Genomic DNA, 21,141 nt, shown 5'->3' on the forward strand with positions numbered 1-21,141 from the left:
GCTTTACATTCGGGAGAGGGGCCTCTGATGGTGGTGTCCACCACGCCGGTGCGGCGTACGGCTTGGGTGATTTCCGTTGCCCTGGCCGTGGCCGCCGTCGTGCAGCAGGTGCTGATCGTCGCCGGGTTCGGGGGGTGGTTGCCGGGGTGGCAGCCGTGGCCCTATTTGCTCGGGGCGGCGGTTGCGTTCGGGGTCAGTGGGGTGGGGCGGGAGGCGGCCGGTGCGGAGTTGCCGGTGCCCCGGGTCGTGTTGCTGCTCCGGCGATTACCCGTCGGCGTGTGGGTCGCCGGGGTGTTCGGGCTCGCCGCTGCCGTCTGGGCGGGGCTTCAGGATCACGAGCCGCACATCGGGCACGAGGAGGCCGTGTACGCCAACAAGGCGCGGTCGTGGCTGGACGGGACGCCCGATGCCGGGTGGGGGACCTATCGGCCCGTTGGGTTACCCGCGTTGGGGTATCTCGCCCTCACCGTGCACAACAGCGTCGGCTCCCTGAGAGTCGTGGCCCTGTGCCTGACCCTCTTCACCTTGGGCGTCACCTACTTCGTCGCCTCCCGGTGGACCACGCCCCGGCGCGCCGTGGTCGTGCTGCTCGTCCTTCTCAGCGGCATCGGGTTCCTCCGCCGCGTGCCCGAGTTCCTCAACGACATCGGCAGCACCGGGCTCGTCCTGCTCGCCGTCTTCCTCGTCACGCGGGCGCAGGAACGCCCCGGTTCGCGAGCCCTCCTGGCGCTTCCCCTCGTCGTCGTCCCCGCCTTCTACCTGCGGTACGGGACCGTCGCCAATCTCCTCGCCGTCGCCCTCGCCGCACTCGTCGCCTACGGGCCCCGGGCCTGGGCTGCGCAGTGGCGGCGGCTCGTGGGCGCCGGGGTACTGCTGCTCCTCGGCCTGGTGCCGCACTTCCTCTACGCCGCGCGGGCCACCGGGTCGCTGCTGGGCGTCATCACCTGGGCCACGTCCCAGGCCAACCGTTCCTTCTTCGCCGACGGACTGCTCTACTACCTCCTCATCTTCCCCTACCGCCTCGCCGGTGACCTCGGTGCCCTGGTGATGGTGGCCGGGCTGGTCGCGCTCGCGGCAGCCGTCCGCCGGCTGGCCGGCCGGCGCGCCCGCGACGAGGACCGGCGGTGCGTCTTCCTCGGGCTCAGCGCCGTCTTCGCGTTCGTCGTCCTCGGCTGCACCTCCCACGGTGAAGCGCGGTTCGTGTACCTGCCCGTCGTCCTGCTGACCGTCCTCGGCGTGCAGGCGGTCGCCGAACGGTGCCGTGGGCGGTCGGCGCCCGTCCTGGCCGGCCTCGCGGCCATGGCGGCGCTGACCGTGCTGGGCACCGCGCACGTCGTGGCGCACGGTGCGATGCGCGGGCCCAGCCGGCTGAGCGAGTCCACCGTGCCGGTGGCCCGCAGCCTGGCCACGGACCGGCCCTGCCTGCTCGTCAGCGGGTACGAGCCGGAAATGGGCTGGTACTCGGGGTGCGACGCCGTCACCTACGCGCAGTACCGCGAGCGCGCCGTGCCACCGCACGTCCAGGTCAGCCTCGTCCTCTTCGACCGCGGGCGATTACAGCCCGGGCCGTCCGCCCTGAAGGCCCTGCTCGACGGCCGCGACGTCACCACCCGTGTCGTCCCCACCGACGGGCCCCTCGGAACGGCACGGGTGCTGACCCTTCACCCCTGAGCAGGCACCGACAGCGACAGTGCGAAGCGTCCCTCGTCGTCCGTCCACCAGTGGCGCAACGTCAGGCCGGCCGCCGCCAGTTCCCGCCGGACACCCTCCTGGCGGAACTTCGCCGACACCTCCGTCCGCAGCTCCTCGCCGCGTTCGAAATGCACCGCCAGGTCCAGCGACGGGATCTTCACCACCGCCGGGCCGCGGGACCGCAGCCGCATCTCGATCCACTCCCGCTCCGCGTCCCACACCGCCACGTGGTCGTACCCCGCCGGGTCGAAGTCCGCGCCCAGCTCACGGTTGATGACCGCCAGCACGTTCTTGTTGAACGCGGCGGTGACGCCGCTCGCGTCGTCGTACGCCGCCACCAGCGTCGCCGGGTCCTTGACCAGGTCCGTGCCCAGCAGCAGCGCGTCGCCGTCGCCGAGGCCGGCGCGCAGTCCGCCGAGGAAGGCGGCGCGTTCGGCCGGCAGGAGGTTGCCGATCGTGCCGCCGAGGAAGGCCAGCAGGCGCGGGCCCGGCACCGGCGGCAGCGCCGGGCCGTGCTCGAAGTCGGCGACCACGGCGTGCACCGACAGCCCCGGGTGCTCGGCGAGCAGCGCCTTCGCGGCGCCCGTGAGCGCGCTCTCGCTCACGTCCACCGGCACGTACGTCTCCAGGGAGGGCAGCGCGGCGATCAGGTGCCGTGTCTTGTCCGACGACCCCGAGCCCAGCTCGACGAGGGTGCGGGCGGGCACGGCCGCGGCGATCTCGGGGGCGCGGTCGCGCAGGATCTGCCGCTCGGCACGGGTCGGGTAGTACTCGGGCAGCCGGGTGATCTCCTCGAACAGCTCGCTCCCGCGGGCGTCGTAGAACCACTTCGGGGGGAGTTGTTTCGGCCAGCGGGTCAGGCCCTCGGTGACGTCCTCGCGCAGCGCGGCAGCGGTTGCGTCCTGGGGCAGGGTACGGGTGAGGGCGAACTGGCTCACGGCACAGGCTCCTTGCGCGGGAAATCGCGGAAATCGCGGAAGGGAACGGTGGGTGGGGTGGGGCTGGAAGAGTTACGCGGGCAGTCACACGGGCCGGTGGGAGAACCGCTCCGGCAGACGTTCGGGCAGGTGGGAGAGGGTCACACCGGCGCGGTCGGCGGTCAGCAGCGTGCGGTCGGGCACCTCGGCCCAGCGCGGGTCGTCGTCGTACGGCTCGGACGCCACGACCGTGCGGCTGCCGCCGGCGCCCTCGGCGAGGTACCACAGCGAATCGCCCCACGCCGTGGCGGCGATCGACACCCCGTCGGTGACCAGCAGGTTCAGCCGTGACCCGGGCGCCGCCTCGGCGACCGTCGCCGCCGTCACCGAGAGCGCCCGGCCCAGGTCGTCACCGGCCCGCAGCCGGTGCTCGGCCAGCGCCCACACGAACGCCGAGTCGCAGCGCGCCGCGAGCCGCAGCAGCGCCCCCGCGGGCAGCAGCGGCACCAGCGGCACCGCGGAGTCCGGCCAGCCGGCCACCGCGCCGTTGTGGCTGAACAGCCAGGGGCCGCCCGCGTACGGTGCCGCGGCCGCCTCGGAGTCGGCGCTCCGCTCCGTGGCGTCCCGCACCGCCGCCAGCAGCGCACGGCTGCGCACCACGCGCGCCAGGTCGGCGAACGACTCGTCGGCCCAGACCGGGCCCGCCCGCCGGTAGCGGGCCGGCCGCGGGTCGCCGGGCGCGTACCAGCCCACGCCGAAACCGTCCGCGTTGACCGTGCCGTTGCGCATGTGCCGGGGCGCCCACGACTGGCGCACCAGCGCGTACGGGGGTGCGACCAGCGTCTCGCCGAGCGGTGCGTCGGGCCCGAGCACCGCGATGTGCCGGCACATCAGCGGCCTTCCGCGTCACGTGCGGTGCGGAAGCCGGCGAAGATCTGCCGCCGCTGCGGCAGGTCCCAGTTGCGGAACGTGCCGCGGCAGGCCACCGGGTCCACGGCGAACGACCCGCCGCGCAGCACCTTGTGGGCGCTGCCGAAGAAGACCTCGGAGTACTCCCGGTACGGGAACGCCCGGAACCCCGGGTACGGCAGGAAGTCGCTCGCCGTCCACTCCCACACGTCCCCGATCAGCTGCCGCACCCCGAGCGGCGAGGCCCCGGCCGGGTACGCGCCGGCGGCGGCCGGCCGCAGATGGCGCTGGCCCAGGTTGGCGTGGCCGGGCCCGGGGTCGTCGTCGCCCCACGGGTAGCGGCGGGAGCGGCCGGTGGCCGGGTCGTGCCGGGCGGCCTTCTCCCACTCCTCCTCGGTGGGCAGCCGCCGCCCCGCCCAGGCCGCGTACGCCGCCGCCTCGTACCAGCTGACGTGCAGCACCGGCTCGTGCGGCGGAACCTCCTCCGTCACCCCGAACCGGCGGCGCACCCACGTGCCGCCCTCGCGGCGCCAGAACAGCGGCGCCGTCAGGCCGTGCCGGCGCACCATGGCCCAGCCGTCGGGGTGCCACCAGCGGGGCTCGGCGTAGCCGCCGTCGTCGACGAACGCGCGGTACGCGCCGTTCGTCACCGGCAGCGTGTCCAGGTGGAACGGCGCCACCTCGCGGACGTGCGCGGGCCGTTCGTTGTCCAGCGCCCACGGCTCGGTGGACGTGCCCATCGTGAACGGCCCGCCCGGCACCAGCACCTCGGCCGGCAGCGCGGCGGCGTCCGGCGACGCGGGCGGGGGCGGCGGCGCGGACAGCGCGGCCGGGCCGCGCCGCAGCTGGTGGGTGATGAGCATGGTCTCGTCGTGCTGCTGCTCGTGCTGGGCGACCATGCCGAACGCGAAGCCGCCGTCCAGCAGCGGCCCCTCGCCGCGCAGCACCCCGCCGTCGAGCGCGTCCAGCACCCGGCCCCGCACCTCCGCGACGTAACCGCGCGCCTCGCGCGGCGGCAGCAGCGGCAGCCCGGGGCGTTCCGCGCGCGGGTGCCGGAACGCGTCGTACAGCGGGTCGATCTCCGGCCGCAGGGCCTCGGCGCCGGCCGCCGCGCGCAGCAGCCACACCTCCTCCTGGTTGCCGATGTGGGCCAGGTCCCACACCAGCGGCGACATCAGCGGCGAGTGCTGGGCGGTCAGCTCGGCGTCGGTGACGCATTCGGTGAGGAGCCGGGTGCGGTCGCGGGCGGCCAGCAGGACGCCCGCGACCTGTTCCCGGAGGGTGTCGGTGCCCGCCCCCGTGGTGCTGCTCATGGCCGGGCCCCCTCGCCGCCGAACCCGCCGAGCCCGCCGAACCCGCCGAGCCCGACGGGCCCACCGGACCCGCCGGCCAGGTCGAGCAGGTCGTCGGCCGGGCACCGGCCCCGCTCCACGTACCGCTCGGTGAACGCGTCTACCGCCGCCACCACCTCCGGCCGGGCACCCAGCCGGGGCAGCGCCTCACGGGCCGCGGCGAAACAGGCCACCGCGGCGGCGTGCAGCTCCGGGTCGGCCAGCCCGTGCCGCGCCGCCCGCCGCCACAGGGCGTTGCGCGGCGGCGGATGCGGGCTCGGCGCGTCCGCCAGCGCCTTCACCGCCCGGAAGGCGGTCTCCGACGCCGACGGATCGTCGAACAGGGCGGCCGTGACCGCCACCGGCACCACCCAGCCGTCCTCGCCCGGCTGCGCGTCGATCATGCGCAGCTCCAGGTGGCCGCGTGGCCTTATGGGCGGGAACAGCGTGGTCAGGTGGTACGCGACGTCGTCCATCGTGGGCGGCCGCGGCCGGCCCGTGCGCATCCACTCCCGCAGCGGCAGCCCGCGCTGCACCGCCCAGGGCGCCTCCTCCGTCCGGACGAACATCACCGGCGCGTCCAGCGCGTACGCCGCCCACGCCGCCCGCAGGTCCTGCCCCTCGGGCGGGGCCAGCGTGCGGAACGGGTCCATCCGGGCGTAGCAGGCCTGCCGGCTGGAGCGCCACCCGGTGGGGCGGCCCAGCAGCAGCGGGGAGTTGGCGAACGCTGCGGAGAGCACCGCCCCCAGCAGGTGGGCCAGGCGCCAGCGCCTGGCGTACCCCAGGGGGCCGGGTCCCTCGTGGCCGGCGTCGACGCAGACCTGGACCGAGGCCGTACGGCACATCACGTTCCGCCCGGCGGCGTTGATCCGGTCGTAGTACACGATCATCGCGTCGTAGCGCGGCGTGTTCCGCACCCGTGGCGGCTCGTACCAGGGCTCCTTGCCGTAGCCCGCCAGGGCCAGGCCGAGCGTGCGGAGCTCCGCGCGGGCGAGCGCGAGGTCGTGCGAGAGTTCGTCCACGCAGGCGGTCAGCGACTCGGCGGGGCTGGAGCTGAACTCCAGCTGGCCGCCGGGCTCGATGGTGAACACCGACCTGAGCGGCAGGGCCCCGACCCGCTCGGCGGCCTCGGCCAGCCGGTGCGGTGCGACGGGGCGCGTCGGGTCGTGCAGATCGTGGACGAGCCATTCCAGCTCGGCCCCGACGAACCGGGGCGGCCCGGTCTTGAAGCAGATGCCGCGCACGAACGCGTCGGCCTCGGACTCGCCCACCGGCCCCGTGAGGGCGTCGTCGTCGGCAAAGCAGTCGGTCACGTTCGCCACCTCCCGTCCGTTGCTCCGTACCCGCAATCGGCGGCGAACAGTCGCGGAGCAGCCGGGACGGGGACAGGGGACGCCCGGAACCGGTCACAGGAGGGGCGGTCAGCCGGGGAAGAGGTCGGTGAAGGCACCCGTGGCGTCGGCCACGTCGCGGCCGAAGGGCAGGTTGAAGTCCCAGATGAGGAACAGCAGGAAGGCGATCATGGCGCTGTAGAGGCCGGCGAGCAGCAGCTCGCGGCCCGAGCGGCGGATCTGCAGGGTGTAGATCAGCCCGACCGCCACCAGCGCCCCGCCGATCAGCCCGAACCACACCACCGCCGGCAGCGTCGGCCCGGCCCCCTGCGCCCGGGCGTTGCGGGCCGTGTCGGCGGCCGTGACCTGGTCGAGCAGCGGCTGGTAGGACTGGCTCTCGTGGTCGTCGCGGGGCTGGTACTCGGTGACGTCCGCCCGCACTTGGTCCAGCAGCTGGGCGCCCTTGTCGGTCAGCTCGCCCTTCGCCAGCATCACGGGCCACTCCTTGTCGACCACGTACGTCACGTACGTCCGGATGTCCTCGCGGGTGCGGTCCCGGGCGGCCGGGGCGTACACCTGCACGCGCTCGGACACCTCGTGCAGGGCCTGGGCCTCGGCGCGGACGGTGTCCTGCGCGGAGTTGCGGGCCTCCCAGACGCCGGCGATGGCCAGTCCCAGAACAATGGCGTAGACCACCCCCACCATCATGGTCATGTACTCGATCACGTCGGGGGTCTCGCTCGGGTCGTCGTCCTCGCCGAGGCGCCGCTCCCGCAGCACGGTGATCGACAGGACGACCGCACAGGCGGCGGCCATCGCGATGGCCAGAACCAGCCACTCGGACAAGGGAACCTCCCACAGGGGACCACGAGGACGACGTGAGGTGACGACGTGAGGTGACGAAGGGGCGGGCGGGACGCGTGGCGGGGGTCAGCGGCCCCGGCCCCGGCTGCCGCGGCTCGACCGCGGGCGCAGCAGCGCCGCGGCCAGCACGGCCGGGGCGGTGAGCACCAGGGTGAGGACGACGACGGAGGTGCCGCCCCGGGGCGGGTGGGCCGCGGCGGCCTGGTGGTACGGGCGCAGGGTGGCGGGCGACCGGTGGGACCGGGCGGGCGGGTGCGCCGCCGCGGGGGGCGCGGGGTTGCTCTGCGACGGGGAGGCGGGGGACGCCTGAGAGGCCGCGGCGGGCGGGGCGGCTGCGGCCGGGGGAGCGGGGGGTGCGGCCGGGGCACCTGGGCTGCCGGGCGCGCCGGGTGCCCCCGGGGCGCCGGGTGCGCCGGGGGCGCCCGCGCCCGGGGGCGCGGGCGCGGGAGGAGCCGGAGCCGGTGGGAGAGCGGGCGGCGGCACGGGGCCCGGCGGGAGCACCACGGGAGGGGCGGGCGGTGCGGGAGGTGCAGGCGGCGCGGGCGGGGCCGGGGCCGGCGGCGCCGGCGGTGCGGGTGCGGGTGCGGGGGGCGCGGGCGCAGGGGGCGCCGGTGCGGGAGGGGCCGGCGCGGGTGGGGCGGCCGGTGGTGGGGCTTCCCCCGGCGGTACGGGTGCCGGAGCCGGGGGTGCCGGAGCCGGCGGGGCAGGCGGTGCGGGGGCGGGCGGTGCCGGGGCCGGGGGTACCGGCGCCGGGGGTGCGGGCGGTGTGCCCGGTGCCGCGTCGCGGCAGCGGCCGAGGCGCAGGGCTGCCTCCAGGCCGCCGCCCGTGAGCCGGCCCCCGGCGCCCAGGCACAGGTCCACGACGCGCACGTTGGCGCCGGCGGCCGTGCCGCCGGGGGCGCCCGGCGGCACGACGACCGCATCGGCGCCCACGAGCCGTACGGCGTGGGCGTGGGCCGTGATGTTCTCGTCCGAGCGGGCCCGTACGCCCAGGAGACCCGGCTCGGTGCGCGGGGGCACGGGGTCCGGCGGGTCGGGCGGCACCGGGGGCCCGGCCGCCGGGCCGGGGCGGCCGGCCCGGGCCCGTACGGTGACGTCGTCGGCGACACGGGCCCGCGCTGACACGGGCCCCGCGGTACGGGCCTGGACGTCGGGTCCGGCCAGGTCGGCTCGGCCACGGGCGAGGCGGCCGGCACCGACGCGCACGGTGCCGCCACGGGCGACCCGGGCACGCGCCGTCACGGGGCCCGCGGTGCGGGCGCGGACGTCGGGGCCGGCCAGGCCGGCATCGGCGCGGGCGAGGCGGCCCGCGCCGACGCGCACGGTGTCGCCGTCGGCGGCGTGCGCGAGCGGCACCGGGCCCACGCCGAGGGTGCTCAGCAGCGCCACCGCCGTCACCCACCCCGCACGTCCCGCCGTACGACCCGTCGTACGTCCCGCCCCGCCCGATGTGTCCACGGGCGTGATCCTCGGGGCACCGCACAGGCCACCCCCGGCCTCCCTCGTCTCATTCGTCCGATGGAGTGAATACCGGTGGGGGTGGCGCGATCAGCGGCTCACGCTGTGCTCGTTCCGTTCCTACGGCTGCTTCTCGCCGGTCGCGCGCTCCAGGACGGCACCGAGGTCGAGGCCGGGCGGCAGCGTGCCGAATGCCTGCCCCCAGTCGCCGGCCAGCCGGGACGCGCAGAACGCGTCGGCGACGGCGGGGGTGCTGTGCCGCACCAGCAGGCTGCCCTGGAGCACGAGCGTCAGTTGTTCGGCGACCCGGCGGGCCGACAGCTGGGCCTGCGTCTCGTCCGCCAGGGTGCCGAGGAGCGCGCGCAGGCGCGCGATGGCGGCGTCCAGCCGGGCGTCCGCGCCCGCCGCGCGCTCCACCTCGGCGAAGTACGCGTCCAGCGCGGCGGGTTCGCGCCGCAGCACCCGCAGCACGTCGAGGGCGGCGACGTTGCCCGAGCCCTCCCAGATGGAGAGCAGCGGCGCCTCCCGGTACAGGCGCGGCATGCCCGACTCCTCGACGTAGCCGTTGCCGCCGAGGCACTCCAGGGCCTCCGCGGCGTGCGCGCTGCCGCGCTTGCACACCGCGTACTTCCCGGCGGCCAGCCCGATCCGGCGCAGCGCCGCCTCGGCGGCATCACCGGCCAGCGACTGGTCGAGGGCCGCCGCCAGCCGCAGGGCGAGGGCGATCGCGGCCTCGGACTCGACGGCCAGGTCGGCGAGGACGGCGCGCATCAGGGGCTGGTCGACGAGGCGGGCGCCGAAGGCGCGGCGGTGCGCGGCGTGGTGCAGGGCCTGGCGGAGCCCGGCGCGCATCCCGGCGGCGGTGCCGAGGACGCAGTCGAGCCGGGTCATGTTGACCATCTCGACGATCGTGCGGACGCCACGTCCCGGCTCGCCGACCGGCCAGGCCACGGCCTGCTCGTACTCGATCTCGGCGGAGGCGTTGGAGCGGTTGCCGAGCTTGTCCTTCAGCCGCTGGAGCCGCAGGGCGTTGCGGGTGCCGTCGGGCAGCACGCGCGGCATGAGGAAGCACGTGAGGCCCTCGGGGCCCTGGGCGAGCATCAGGAAGACGTCGCTCATGGGCGCCGAGGTGAACCACTTGTGCCCGGTGACGAGGTACGAGCCGTCGCCGGCGGGCACGGCGGTGGTGGTGTTGGCGCGGACGTCGGAGCCGCCCTGCTTCTCGGTCATCGACATCCCGGCGATCAGGCCCCGCTTCTCCAGCGGCGGCCGCAGCCCGAAGTCGTAGGTGCGGGAGGCGAGCAGCGGCTCGTACGCGGCGGCCAGCTCCGGCTGGGCGCGGAGCGCCGGGACGGCGGCGTAGGTCATGGACACGGGGCAGCCGTGGCCGGGCTCGGCCTGCGCCCAGGCGTAGAACTTCGCGGCCCGCACCAGGTGCGCGCCCTCGCGCGGCTCGGCCCACGGCGCGGCGTGCTGGCCACTGGCCACCGCGGCGGCCATCAGGTGGTGCCAGGCGGGATGGAAGTCCACCTCGTCGACGCGGTGCCCGAAGCGGTCGTGGGTGCGCAGGACCGGCGGGTACGCCTCGGCGGCGCGGGCCCACTCCTGCACCTCCTCCGCACCGGCGCGGGCCCCCAGCTCGCGCACCTCGGCCTCGCCCCAGGGCGCGTCGCGGCGCAGGGCCTCCAGGAGGGCGGGGTCGTCGGCAGTGCTGAAGCCCGTCAGCGGCGGCGGCTGGTTCAGGACGTCGTGCGTGGCGCTCACGGGCACCTCCGGTGGACGAGGATTACGTTTTCAGGATGCGTGATGCCGGACTGTAATGGAAGGGATAGGGTGAGGCCGTCATGGATGCCAGGGTTCCGTTCGCCGCCCCCGGCCTGCGGCCGCTGACCGCGCGCTCGATCGTGCTCTCGACCCTGCTGGGCCACCACCCGCCCGCACTGCCCGCCCGGGCCCTCGTACGGGTGGGGGCCCTCTTCGGCGTGGCCGAGGGCACGGTCCGTACGGCGCTGACGCGGATGGTCGCCGCGGGTGACCTGGAGCAGCGGGACGGTGCGTACCGGCTCGCGGAACGGCTGGTGGCGCGGCAGGCCCGGCAGGACGACAGCCGTGCGCCGCACACCCGGGACTGGGACGGCGGCTGGGAGCTCGCCGTCGTCACCGGCGCGGCACGCCGGGCCGCACCGGACCGCGCGGCCCTGCGCCAGGCCATGGCCGCGCTGCGGATGGGGGAGCTGCGGGAGGGGTGCTGGCTGCGGCCGGCGAACCTCGTGCGGCGGGAGTGGCCGTCCGTGGTCACCGAGCAGTGCGCGGTCTTCACGGGTGCCGCCCCCGACGGCGACCCCGCCCGCGTCGTGGCGGCCCTGTGGGACCTGCCGGGCTGGTCCCGGCGCGCCCGCGAACTGGAGGAGGCGCTGCACGCCGCCGACGGGGTGGCGGAACGGTTCATGGTCTCCGCGGCCGTGCTGCGGCACCTGCTCGCGGACCCGGTCCTGCCCCCCGCCCTGCTGCCGGCCGACTGGCCGGGGGAGCGGCTGCGCGCGCGCCACGAGGCGTTCGACGCGGACCTGCACGCGGTGCTGCTGCGGCACATCGCGTAGCGGGGCAGCCGCCGGCGGACCCGGTGGTCAGCCGTCCAGGCGTGCGTACTGCCGCTCGACGGCCTTCGAGCTCCACTCTCCCAGCGCCCGGTCGATCGCGTACGACACCGCGAACAGGGCCACGAACTCCGTGGCGAGGAGGGCGGCCGGCCCGGGCGTGCCCTGGACCGCGAAGGGGAGGGCGGAGGTCAGCGCCTGCCGGTCGCCGAGGACGAGGCCGGCGAGGCTGAGGCCAGTGAGGGCCACGGCCGACAGGAGCGCCTCGACCAGGTAGGCGCGCCGCCTCCGGCGACGGCTGGGCGCGTCCGCGCCGGTGGGGAGCTCGATGCCCATGAGGGACCGGGGGGCCTCGGCGCCCAGCACGCGCTGCATCAGCGCGAAGACGCCCGCGGCACCGACGAGGACCACGATCGCCGCCGTGTTCGTCACCTCCTTGGTCCGGGCGTAGTCCCACACCAGTACGCCGAGGGCTGCGACCATGACGACGCCCAGGGTGACGAGGGCCGACGTGCCCGCCTTGAGGCGCTGCCGCTCATCCATGGTGTCCGTGTGCTCCTTCTTCCCAGAACAGGGAGTTGAGATCGGTGTCCAGTGCCCGGCAGATGGCGACACAGAGGCTGAGGGTCGGGTTGTGCGTGCCCGCCTCCGCCGAGTGGCCTGCTCGAATATGAGCAGTCCGTGACAGTTCCCCCGTTCCGCCCGGCCCGCGACAAGATCGTCTGGTACCGCCCCCGATACTGGATCCCATGTCACGCGTGCTGCTGATCGAGGACGACCGCGCCGTCCGGGAGGGCGTCACCCTCACGCTGCGCCGCCGCGGCCACGAGGTGGAGGCCGCGCCCACCGGCGAGGCCGGGCTGGCCGCCCTCGACACCTTCCGCCCCGACCTGGTCCTGCTCGACCTCATGCTGCCCGACAAGAGCGGCTTCGAGGTCTGCCGGCGCATCCGCGCCACCCAGCAGATACCGATCATCATGCTGACCGCGCGCGGCGACGACATCGACGTGGTCCTCGGCCTGGAGGCCGGCGCCGACGACTACATCGTCAAGCCCGCCCGCGGCGAGGTCCTGGAGGCCCGCATCCGCGCCGTGCTGCGCCGCGCCGCCCCCGTCGACGGTGCCGACCGCGAGGAGCGGCCCGCGGCCGCCGAGACCCACGGCGACCTCACCATCGACCGGGCCGGGCTGCTGGTCTCCAAGAACGGCCAGGACCTCGCCCTCGCCCCGTCCGAGATGAAGCTGCTGCTCCACCTGTCGGCCACGCCCGGCCGTGTCTTCAGCCGCCAGCAACTCCTGGAACACGTCTGGGAGCACAGCTACCACGGCGACGCCAGGCTCGTGGACGCCTGTGTGATGCGCCTCCGCACCAAGATCGAGGAGTCCACCCGCTCCCCGAAGTACATCCAGACCGTGCGCGGCTTCGGCTACCGCTTCGGCCCCGTCTGAGCCCGCCCGTGCGCCCACCCGCCCTGCGCGCCCTCGCCCGCGGCCTGCGCGCCCGACTCGTCGTGGCGTTCCTGCTGGTCGCGGCGCTCAGCGCGCTGACGACCGCGGCCCTGACCTTCCGCGAGGCCCGCACCGCCATCCTCAAGCGGACCCAGGACACCGCCGTCAACGCCCTGCGCTCCCAGGTCGACTCGCAGGTGCCCGACCTGCGCTTCCCGCCGCGCACCGGCGACCTGGTCAAGTTCACGCAGGACCTGGACCGGGCCGGCCAGGCCCAGCACTGGGTGGTGCACACCCGCTACAAGGACGGGCCGCTGCTGCCCCAGACGCCCCACGCCTCCCACCGCATCCCGCAGGACGTCCGGGACAAGGTGCGCCAGGGCGTCGCCGCCTTCCAGCGCGTCACCGTCGACGGCGACCCCTGGCTCGTCATCGGCCTCCCCGTCGCCTACCGCGACGACCCCGCCGACCTCTCCGGCCTGGAGGTCTACGCCGAGCTGCCGCTGCGCCAGGACGAGGCCAACGTCCACGCCCTCGTCGAGGCCGCGCAGAGCGGCGCACTGCCCGCCATCGCGCTGGCCGTCGTCCCGGCGCTGGTGGCCGCGCGCGGCGTGCTGCGCCCGGTGCGCGAGCTGCGCCGCGCCACCCAGCGCATCACCGAGGGCGAGCTGGACACCCGGCTGAAGGTCACCGGCAGCGACGAGCTCGCCGACCTGTCGCGCACCTTCAACGACATGGCCGCCGCCCTGGAGAAGAACGTCGCCGAGCTGCGCCGCATGGAGGCCAACTCGCGGCGCTTCGCCGCCGACGTCTCGCACGAGCTGCGCACCCCGCTGGCCGCGATGACGGCCGTCGTCGACGTGCTCGACGAGGACGCCGGCTCCCTCGACCCCGACACGGCCCACGCCGTACGCCTGATCAGCGAGGAGACCGGAAAGCTGGTCCGCATGGTCGAGGACCTGATGGAGATCTCCCGCTTCGACGCGGGCGCCGCCGCCCTGCACCTCGACGAGGTCGACGTCGCCGAGACGCTGCGCAAGACCCTCCAGTCGCGCGGCTGGCAGGACAAGGTCGCCACCGAGCTGCCCGAGGGGCTGCGCGCCCGCCTCGACCCGCGCCGCATCGACGTCGTCGTCGCCAACCTCGTCGGCAACGCCCTCAAGCACGGCGGTGAGCCCGTCAGCCTCTCCGCCCGCGTCGAGGACCGCCCCGACGGCGAGCACCTGCTGATCGAGACGGCCGACCGGGGCGAGGGCATCGACCCCGAGGTGCTGCCGCACGTCTTCGAGCGGTTCTTCAAGGCGGACGCCGCCCGCGTCCGCTCCGAGGGCAGCGGCCTGGGCCTCGCCATCACCATGGAGAACGTCCGCCTGCACGACGGCACCGTACGGGCCGCCAACGGACCCGGGGGAGGAGCGGTGTTCACCGTCGACCTGCCGCTGCGCCGAGGCGGTGAGGAGCAGTGAGGGCCCGGCGCGCCGTGGCCGCCGCGGCCCTGGCCGGGGCGCTGGCCGGCGTCCTGGCGGGCTGCGGCGTGGAGCCGACGGACGTGGTCGAGGTGGGCCGGCCCGCCCAGGGCGCCAAGCGGCCGGGCGCGCCCGTGAAGGAGGCCCGGCTCTACTTCGGCTACCCCGGCGGCCTCATCCCGGTCTCCCGCCCCGCGGACGCCGAGGTCACCGCCGAGGAGGCCGTGCCGCTGCTGCTGCTCGGCCCCAACGAGCCGGAGAAGATCCGCGGCCTGTACTCCGAGCTGCCCCGCATGGCCGGCCGCACGGTGGTCACCACGGGCGAGGGCACCGTCCTCATCCAGCTGCCCCTCGACGTCACCCGCCTCACGCCCACCGCGCGCAACCAGCTGGTGTGCACCGCCGCGCACAACGGCGTCCCCGGCGACCTGCCGCCCGAGGAGGTACGGGTGACGCTCAGCGGCGGCGGCAGGAAGGTGCCGGACCAGCTGTGCGACCGGCGGGCCGGCGTGCCGGGGCAGGCGGCGCCGACGGTGTCGCCGGCGCCCTGACCGGCCCGCTCGCGGCTCTCAGGGCTCTTACAGCTCTCAGGGCTTTACGGCTGGAGGCCGCCGAGCCGGCCCTCCAGCAGCACCAGCAGCTCCGCGAGGATGCCGGCCAGCTCGTCCTGCCGGTCCTTGCCGAGCCCCGACAGCAGCGCCTGCTCGTAGCGGAGCTGGTCGGGGATCAGCCGGTCGATGAGGTCCCGGCCGGCGTCGGTGAGCGACAGGTGCGCCACGCGCCGGTCGCGGTCGTCGGCGCGGCGCGCCACCAGGCCCCGTCCCTCCAGGACACGCAGCCGCTTGGTCACGGCCGCGCCCGAGGCGAACGTCTCCCGCGCGATCTGCCCGGGGGTCAGCTCCCGGCCCGTACGGCGCAGGGTGCCCAGGATGTCGAACTCCGCCCTGCTCAGCCCCTCCCCCACCAGCGGGGCGTCCGTGGCCTGCTGGAGCAGGGCGGCACAGCGGTTGAGCCGGCCGATGACGGCCATCGGCGCGGTGTCGAGCCCCGGGTGGACCTGCTGCCACTGCCGCAGCACGCGCGCGACGATGTCCTCTGCCACGGTTGTCGATCCTCTCCGGTTCGGGGTGCTACGGCCGCCAATTGTGCCGTGGTGCTTTCCGGTGCGGGCCGGTGGTCCTTTCCCTGCTCTCCCCCTCCCACCCGATTACCCGGAAACGCGTCGACGACCGGACATCAGCACGCACGCCAGCAGGCCCACCGTCGCTCCCACCAGCGTGTCGCCGCCGCGGTCCAGGACCGACACCGCCGCGTCCTGCCGGCCGGCGAACTCGCCCAGGAGCAGGGCCATCGGTGTCACGCACACCGTGCCCAGCCAGTAGTTGCGGGTGATGAACGCCTCCGCGCCGGCCAGCAGCGCCACCGTGACGGCGACCAGCGCGATCTCACCCGCCCGGGTGAGCGGCAGCAGCACCGCGAAGAGCAGCAGCCCCACCACGTTGCCCACCACGCGCTGCACCGCGCGGTGGCCGCTCGGACGCACGCCCGCCTGGAAGACGGCCGCCGCCGTCACCACCGCCCAGTACGGGTGCGGGCTGCCGAGCCCCAGCGCGGTCCACCCGGAGAGCGCGGCACCGGCCGTGAGCCGCGCCCCCAGCCGCAGCAGCGCCGCCCACGGCACGGGAGCCGCGACCGGTGCACGGACGGCCGCCGGAGCCGCGGCGTCCGGAGCCGTGTCCGGCAGGCTCGTGCCCCGGCGCAGGGTACGGGCGGCGGCCCGGAGGCGTTCGGCGCCGTCCGTGGCCCGTTCGGCCTCCGCGAGCAGCAGGGCCAGCGTCTCCCGGTGGCGCCGCGCCGCCGCGCCGCGGCCACCCGCCTTGGCCAGGGCCCGGTGGGCGGCCTGCGCGGCGTCGTCCGCGGCCCCGGACGTGCCGGTGCCGTCCACGCGGCGGGCCGCCGCCTCCAGGGCGCGGGCGACCGCGATGCGCTCGGGCCCGCAGGGGCGCACGAGGGCCGGTGCGAGGCAGACCAGCCACGCGAGGGCGCCGCAGCCGAGGGTGAGGGCCGCGTGGGCGGGGACCTCGCCGATCCGCTGCGGCACGAAGAAGGCGGTGGAGGAGACGAAGGTCAACACGACGTTGGCGGGCGGGCCGAGCCGGGTCGCGTCGCACACCGCCTTCTGCAGGGCCGCGACCAGCGCCGCCAGCAGCACCCGCAGCGGCCCCGACCCGGTCAGCGCGGCGCAGAGCAGCCCCGCCGTGACGCCGGCGGTCATGCCGAGGACGACGCCGGCCAGGACGCGGGCGCGCTCCGCGTACGGCCGGTCGTGCGCGTACAGGGCGCACAGCGCGCCGCCGGACGTGTAGAGCACCAGGTCGAGGCGGCCGAGGACGAGCAGCGTGAGGTCGGCCGCCGCCATGACGAGGGCCGCGCTGAGCGCGGGCTTGTGCCAGATGTCACCGGCCGGCCGCAGGGTGAGCGCGCCGCGCACGTGGCGCAGGCCGCGCACGGCGAGGAGCGAGGACGGGGAGGAAGGCATGCCTACGAGATTAACAGGTGTTTTACTCGTGAAATAAGCGCGGGCGGTGCTCTTCCTGGTCGAGGATCCGCCGTCTGCACTCCTCCGGCCCGCCCCACGCCGACCGCAGCGCCCGTGCCTTCCCCAGCCACAGCGACAGGTCGTACTCGGCCGTGTAGCCGAGCGCGCCGTGCACCTGCAACGCCGTGCGGCCCGCCGCGTACGCCGCCTCGCAGCAGGCCAGCTTCGCCGCCGCCACGCCCGTCCCGGCCCCTCCCGCGCCCAGCTCCACCGCCGCGCCGTGGAGCAGCGGCTCCGCGAACTCCAGCGCCACGAGCGTGTCCGCCAGCCGGTGCTTGACCGCCTGGAACGTGCCGATGGGCACCCCGAACTGCACCCGCCGGCGGGCGTGCTCCACCGACCGGGCCAGCAGCGCCCGGCCGGCGCCCAGCGCCTGGGCGGCCGTCGCGAACGCCGCCCAGCGCGCGGCCTCGGCGGCGGCCTCCCGCACCGCCCGCCCCCGGGCGAGCACCGGGCCGCCGGCCCGCGGCCGGGCCGGCCGCCGCGCCGGGTCCAGCGAGCGCCGTACGGAGCCGCAGCCGGGCGCGAGCCGCAGCTCGGTCCCCGTCACCGCCAGCACCGCGTCCGCGACGTCCGCGTCCAGCGCGTACGGGCCCGCCACCGGCAGCGCCAGGCTCAGCCGCGCCCGGCCGGCGGCCACCGCGGGCAGCCACCGTTCCGCGGGCCCCGGCTCGCCCCGCTCCGCCAGCCGCCCCAGCAGCACCGCACCCGCCACGGTCTCCACCACGGGCCCCGGCACGCAGTGCCGGCCCAGCTCGGTGAACGCCACCGCCGTCTCCACGGGCAGCAGCCCCGCACCGCCCCACTTCTCCGCCACGGCGAGCCCGAACACCCCGGCGTCCGCCAGCCGTTCCCACAGCACGCGCCCCGGCCCGTGGTCACCCCCGGCCCAGGCACGGACGGCGGCGGGCGTGTCCGCCGCACCCAGCATCCGGTCGAGGACGCGGCCGAACTCCCGCTGCTCGGCGTCCAGCGCGAACCTCATCGGCGCCGCCCCTTCGGCAGGCCCAGCAGGCGCTCCGCGATCACGTCCCGCTGGATCTCGTTCGTGCCCGCGTACACCGGGCCCGCCAGCGCGAGGACGCAGCCCTCCGCCCACGGCCCGTCGGCCAGTTCGCCGGAGGGTCCCAGCAGATCGAGGGCCGTCTCGTGCAGCGCCAGGTCCAGCTCCGACCAGAAGACCTTCGCCAGGCTCGCCGCCGCCGTCCCGCCGCTGCCGCCCGCGCCCCCGCCCCCGTCCGCGCCTGCGCCGGTCGCCTGCGCGTACCCGTACAGCTGGTACGCGCGGGCCCGGACCACCGCGTCCGCCACCCGGTCGCGCAGCGCCGTGCCGCCGTCCGGGCCGGTGCTCGCGCGCCACAGCGCCACCAGGCGCCGGGCCGCCGCCGTGAAGCGGCCGGGGCTGCGCAACGTCAGGCCGCGCTCGCTGCCCGCCGTGCTCATCGCCACGCGCCAGCCCTGCCCCGGCTCGCCCACCACGTCCGCGTCCGGTACGAACACCCCGTCCAGGAACACCTCGGCGAAGACCGGCCTGCCGTCCAGCCGCGCGACGGGCCGCACCCGCACCCCGTCCGCGCGCAGCGGGAACAGCGCGTACGTCAGCCCCTCGTGCGGCCGGCCCGCGCCGGGATGGCTGCGGAACAGGCCGAACGCCCGGTCCGCGAACGCCGCCCGTGAGCACCACGTCTTGTGGCCCTTCAGCAGCCAGCCGCCGTCCGTGCGGCGCGCCGACGACCGCAGGGAGGCGAGGTCCGACCCCGCCTCCGGCTCGGACCAGGCCTGCGCCCACACCGTCTCGCCGCGTGCCATCGGCGGCAGCAGCCGGGCCCGTTGCTCCGGCGTGCCGTGCTCCAGCAGCGTCGGGGCGAGCAGCTGCACGCCGTTCTGCGAGACGCGTGCCGGGGCGCCCGCCGTGTGGTACTCCTCCTCGAACAACAGCCACTCCAGCAGGGACGCGCCCCGCCCGCCGTACTCCCGCGGCCACGTCACCGCCGACCAGCCGCCCTCGTACAGCGTCCGCTCCCACGCGCGGTGCGCGGCGAAGCCCTCCGCCGTCTCGGGCGGCGCGAGGGGCGTGGGCGGCAGGTGGGCGGCCAGCCAGGCGCGGGCCCGGGAGCGGAACGCGGCCTCCGCGGGCGTCAGGTCAAGGTCCACCCTCCCTGCCCTCCTCCTTCATCGCCTGCACGTCCATGCCGCCGAGCGGGTCGGCGCACGTCTCGGCGTTGTGTGCGTGCGCCAGGTGGTGCAGGGCGAACGCCGCGTCGAGGCCGCCGTGCAGCCCCTGGAGGTCCTCGGCCTGGTTGACGGCCCGTTTGGCCAGGGCCAGGCCCATGCGCGGCATGCGGGCGACGCGCAGGGCCAGCGCCGCCGTCTCGGCGGCCAGGTCCGCCCGCGGCACCACGCGGTTGACCATGCCCACCTCGTAGGCGCGGCGCGCGCTCATCCGGTCGCCGGTGTACAGCAGTTCGCGTGCGACCCGCGGCGGCATCACCCAGGGGTGGGCGAAGTACTCGACGCCGGGCACCCCCATGCGCACCACCGGGTCGGCGAAGAAGGCGTCCTCGCTCGCCACGACGAGGTCGCACACCCACGCCAGCATCAGCCCGCCCGCCACGCAGGCGCCCTGCACGGCCGCCAGCAGCGGCTTGGGCATCTCCCGCCAGCGGCGGCACATGCCCAGGTAGACCTCCGACTCGCGGGCGAACCGCGCCTCCGCGCCCGCCCTGCCCACGTGGTCCCACCACAGCCCCGCGCGGCGCTCGAAGCTGACGTGCGCGTCCCGGCCGGGCGAGCCGATGTCGTGCCCCGCGGAGAAGTGGTCGCCGGCGCCCGCCAGCACCACCACCTTCACCGCGTCGTCGGCCGCGGCCGCCGCGAACGCGTCGTCCAGGGCGTACGTCATCGCGGAGTTCTGGGCGTTGCGGTACGCGGGCCGGTTCATGGTGACCGTCGCGACGGGGCCGGCGCGCTCGTAGCGCACCACCGGCTCGTCGGGGGGCGGGTCAGGGGGCATGGCGCCATCCTTCCCTAACAAGTGTTTGGTAGGTTACCGTGCCGCCATGAGCAGCGTCGAGGAGCCGGGCGCCCCCGAGGCCCCGCCCTACGTCCCCGGGCACGGCCTGCTGGCCGGCCGCAGCGCCGTCGTCACCGCGGCCGCCGGCACCGGCATCGGCGGCGCCACCGCCCGCCGCTTCCTGGAGGAGGGCGCCGACGTCGTCCTCGGCGACGCCCACGAACGCCGCCTCAAGGAGACCGTCGCCGCGCTCGCCGCCGAGTTCGGCGCCCGGCGCGTGACCGGCACGCCCTGCGACGTCACCGACGAGGACCAGGTCACCGCCCTCCTCGGCCTCGCCGAGACCCGGCACGGGCGGCTCGATGTCCTCGTCAACAACGCCGGCCTCGGCGGGACCTGCGAACTCACCGAGATGACCGACGAGCAGTGGCACGCCGTGCTCGACACCACCCTCACCGGCACGTTCCGCTGCACCCGCGCCGCCCTGCGCCGCATGAAGGCCGCCGGCCGGGGCGGCGCCGTCGTCAACAACTCCTCCGTGCTCGGCTGGCGCGCCCAGCGCGGCCAGGCCCACTACGCCGCCGCCAAGGCCGGCGTCATGGCCCTCACCCGCTGCGCCGCCGTCGAGGCCGCCGCGTACGGCGTCCGCGTCAACGCCGTGGCGCCCAGCCTCGCCACCCACCCGCACCTGGAGAAGGTCACCACCCCGGACGTCCTCGCCGACCTGACCCGGCGCGAGGCGTTCGGGCGGGCCGCCGCGCCCTGGGAGGTCGCCAACGTCATCGTCTTCCTGGCCAGCGACTACGCCTCGTACATGACCGGCGAGACCGTCTCCGTCAGCAGCCGCCGCGCCTGACCGGCCCCCGCCGTGACGGACAATGACACCGTGCCGACCAGCAAGAAGACCCCCACCGACGCCCAGGCCCCGGCGCAGGCGCAGGCGCGCCGCGCCGAGCTGCTGGCCACCGCCGCCGAGGTGTTCGCCGCCCACGGCTACAACGCCACCACCGTGCGCAGGATCGCCGAGCGGGCCGGCCTGCTCGCGGGCAGCCTCTACTACCACTTCGACTCCAAGGAGGCCATGCTCGACGAGATCCTCTCCGGCTTCCTCGACGAGCTGTGGGCCCGCTACGAGGCCGTCCTCACCGCCGGGCACAGCCCGCGCGGCACCGTCGAGGCCCTGGTCACCGAGTCGTTCCGGGAGATCGACCGGCACCGCGCGGCCGTCGCCGTCTACCAGCGCGAGGCCGGGCACCTCGCCGCCCTGCCCCGCTTCGCCTACCTCGCCGACTCCGGCCGCCGCTTCGAGGAGATGTGGCTGGCCGTGCTGCGCCGCGGCGTCGCCGACGGCGCCTTCCGCGCCGACCTCGACGTCCGCCTCGCCTACCGCTTCCTGCGCGACACGGTGTGGGTGGCGGCGTCCTGGTACCGGCCCGGCGGCACGCACAGCCCGGAGGAGATCGCCCGGCAGTACCTGTCGATGGTCCTGGACGGCATCGCCGTGCGCGCCTGAGCG

The 21,141-nt window shown here is 76.0% G+C and carries 20 protein-coding genes; 7 read left to right on the forward strand and 13 right to left on the reverse strand.

The window, feature by feature from the left end:
- The first annotated feature begins 27 nt into the window (after positions 1–27).
- Positions 28–1,671 (forward strand): glycosyltransferase, encoded by a 1,644-nt coding sequence (locus tag IE305_RS03965; protein WP_190127927.1) that lies wholly within the window; start codon positions 28–30, stop codon positions 1,669–1,671.
- Here IE305_RS03965 and egtD read toward each other — a convergent pair.
- The 7 genes from egtD to IE305_RS04000 form a co-directional block, all read right to left on the reverse strand.
- On the reverse strand, positions 1,662–2,630 hold the full coding sequence (egtD, locus tag IE305_RS03970) for an L-histidine N(alpha)-methyltransferase (RefSeq protein ID WP_190127928.1): 969 nt from the start codon (positions 2,628–2,630) through the stop codon (positions 1,662–1,664). The genes IE305_RS03965 and egtD overlap by 10 nt on opposite strands.
- A gap of 84 nt (positions 2,631–2,714) precedes the next feature.
- Positions 2,715–3,500 (reverse strand): ergothioneine biosynthesis protein EgtC, encoded by a 786-nt coding sequence (egtC, locus tag IE305_RS03975; RefSeq protein ID WP_190127929.1) that lies wholly within the window; start codon positions 3,498–3,500, stop codon positions 2,715–2,717.
- Positions 3,500–4,831: an ergothioneine biosynthesis protein EgtB gene (gene egtB, locus IE305_RS03980; RefSeq protein ID WP_190127930.1), complete on the reverse strand. Its 1,332-nt coding sequence runs from the start codon at positions 4,829–4,831 to the stop codon at positions 3,500–3,502. Before egtB ends, egtC begins: the two co-directional genes overlap by 1 nt.
- Positions 4,828–6,162 (reverse strand): ergothioneine biosynthesis glutamate--cysteine ligase EgtA, encoded by a 1,335-nt coding sequence (egtA, locus tag IE305_RS03985; RefSeq protein ID WP_229890496.1) that lies wholly within the window; start codon positions 6,160–6,162, stop codon positions 4,828–4,830. Before egtA ends, egtB begins: the two co-directional genes overlap by 4 nt.
- Before the next feature lie 108 nt (positions 6,163–6,270).
- Positions 6,271–7,026 (reverse strand): bestrophin-like domain, encoded by a 756-nt coding sequence (locus tag IE305_RS03990; RefSeq protein WP_190127931.1) that lies wholly within the window; start codon positions 7,024–7,026, stop codon positions 6,271–6,273.
- An 84-nt stretch (positions 7,027–7,110) separates the two neighbouring features.
- Entirely contained in the window at positions 7,111–8,502 is a 1,392-nt protein-coding gene (locus IE305_RS03995; protein WP_190127932.1) for a hypothetical protein, read from the reverse strand.
- A gap of 120 nt (positions 8,503–8,622) precedes the next feature.
- Complete coding sequence (locus IE305_RS04000) at positions 8,623–10,266, reverse strand: acyl-CoA dehydrogenase family protein (protein WP_190127933.1); 1,644 nt, start codon at positions 10,264–10,266, stop codon at positions 8,623–8,625.
- A gap of 80 nt (positions 10,267–10,346) precedes the next feature.
- Between IE305_RS04000 and IE305_RS04005 the strand changes: the two genes are divergently transcribed.
- The gene (locus IE305_RS04005; protein WP_190127934.1) at positions 10,347–11,102 is read left to right on the forward strand and encodes a PaaX family transcriptional regulator C-terminal domain-containing protein; all 756 of its coding nucleotides are present in this window, start codon (positions 10,347–10,349) and stop codon (positions 11,100–11,102) included.
- Positions 11,103–11,129: 27 nt separating this feature from the next.
- Here IE305_RS04005 and IE305_RS04010 read toward each other — a convergent pair whose 3' ends face one another.
- On the reverse strand, positions 11,130–11,642 hold the full coding sequence (locus tag IE305_RS04010) for a hypothetical protein (protein ID WP_190127935.1): 513 nt from the start codon (positions 11,640–11,642) through the stop codon (positions 11,130–11,132).
- A gap of 206 nt (positions 11,643–11,848) precedes the next feature.
- Here IE305_RS04010 and IE305_RS04015 point away from each other — a divergent pair, with 206 nt between their 5' ends.
- The 3 genes from IE305_RS04015 to IE305_RS04025 are packed head-to-tail and all read left to right on the forward strand — an operon-like array spanning position 11,849 to position 14,564.
- A complete protein-coding gene (locus tag IE305_RS04015) occupies positions 11,849–12,547 on the forward strand; it encodes a response regulator (RefSeq protein WP_190127936.1) in 699 nt (232 codons plus the stop codon).
- A gap of 8 nt (positions 12,548–12,555) precedes the next feature.
- A complete protein-coding gene (locus IE305_RS04020) occupies positions 12,556–14,013 on the forward strand; it encodes an ATP-binding protein (RefSeq protein ID WP_229890497.1) in 1,458 nt (485 codons plus the stop codon).
- Positions 14,010–14,564 (forward strand): hypothetical protein, encoded by a 555-nt coding sequence (locus tag IE305_RS04025; RefSeq protein WP_190127937.1) that lies wholly within the window; start codon positions 14,010–14,012, stop codon positions 14,562–14,564. The genes IE305_RS04020 and IE305_RS04025 overlap by 4 nt, the downstream gene beginning before the upstream one ends.
- Positions 14,565–14,608: 44 nt before the next feature.
- On the opposite strand, the gene IE305_RS04030 is transcribed toward IE305_RS04025, so the two are convergent.
- The 5 genes from IE305_RS04030 to IE305_RS04050 form a co-directional block, all read right to left on the reverse strand.
- Positions 14,609–15,115 (reverse strand): MarR family winged helix-turn-helix transcriptional regulator, encoded by a 507-nt coding sequence (locus IE305_RS04030; protein WP_190127938.1) that lies wholly within the window; start codon positions 15,113–15,115, stop codon positions 14,609–14,611.
- A gap of 105 nt (positions 15,116–15,220) precedes the next feature.
- Positions 15,221–16,552 carry an FUSC family protein gene (locus IE305_RS04035; protein ID WP_190127939.1) on the reverse strand — a complete coding sequence of 444 codons (1,332 nt, stop codon included), beginning with the start codon at positions 16,550–16,552 and terminating at the stop codon, positions 15,221–15,223.
- A 22-nt stretch (positions 16,553–16,574) separates the two neighbouring features.
- Positions 16,575–17,597, reverse strand: coding sequence for an acyl-CoA dehydrogenase family protein (locus tag IE305_RS04040; RefSeq protein WP_190127940.1), 1,023 nt, complete (start codon positions 17,595–17,597; stop codon positions 16,575–16,577).
- Entirely contained in the window at positions 17,594–18,766 is a 1,173-nt protein-coding gene (locus tag IE305_RS04045) for an acyl-CoA dehydrogenase family protein (protein WP_190127941.1), read from the reverse strand. Before IE305_RS04045 ends, IE305_RS04040 begins: the two co-directional genes overlap by 4 nt.
- Complete coding sequence (locus tag IE305_RS04050; protein WP_190127942.1) at positions 18,756–19,625, reverse strand: enoyl-CoA hydratase; 870 nt, start codon at positions 19,623–19,625, stop codon at positions 18,756–18,758. Before IE305_RS04050 ends, IE305_RS04045 begins: the two co-directional genes overlap by 11 nt.
- A 46-nt stretch (positions 19,626–19,671) precedes the next feature.
- On the opposite strand from IE305_RS04050, the gene IE305_RS04055 reads away from it, so the two are divergent.
- Positions 19,672–20,481, forward strand: coding sequence for an SDR family oxidoreductase (locus IE305_RS04055; protein WP_190127943.1), 810 nt, complete (start codon positions 19,672–19,674; stop codon positions 20,479–20,481).
- A gap of 30 nt (positions 20,482–20,511) precedes the next feature.
- Entirely contained in the window at positions 20,512–21,138 is a 627-nt protein-coding gene (locus IE305_RS04060) for a TetR/AcrR family transcriptional regulator (RefSeq protein ID WP_190127944.1), read from the forward strand.
- Positions 21,139–21,141: the final 3 nt, after the last annotated feature.

It is taken from the genome of Streptomyces mashuensis, assembly GCF_014654785.1.
Lineage (GTDB): Bacteria > Actinomycetota > Actinomycetes > Streptomycetales > Streptomycetaceae > Streptomyces > Streptomyces mashuensis.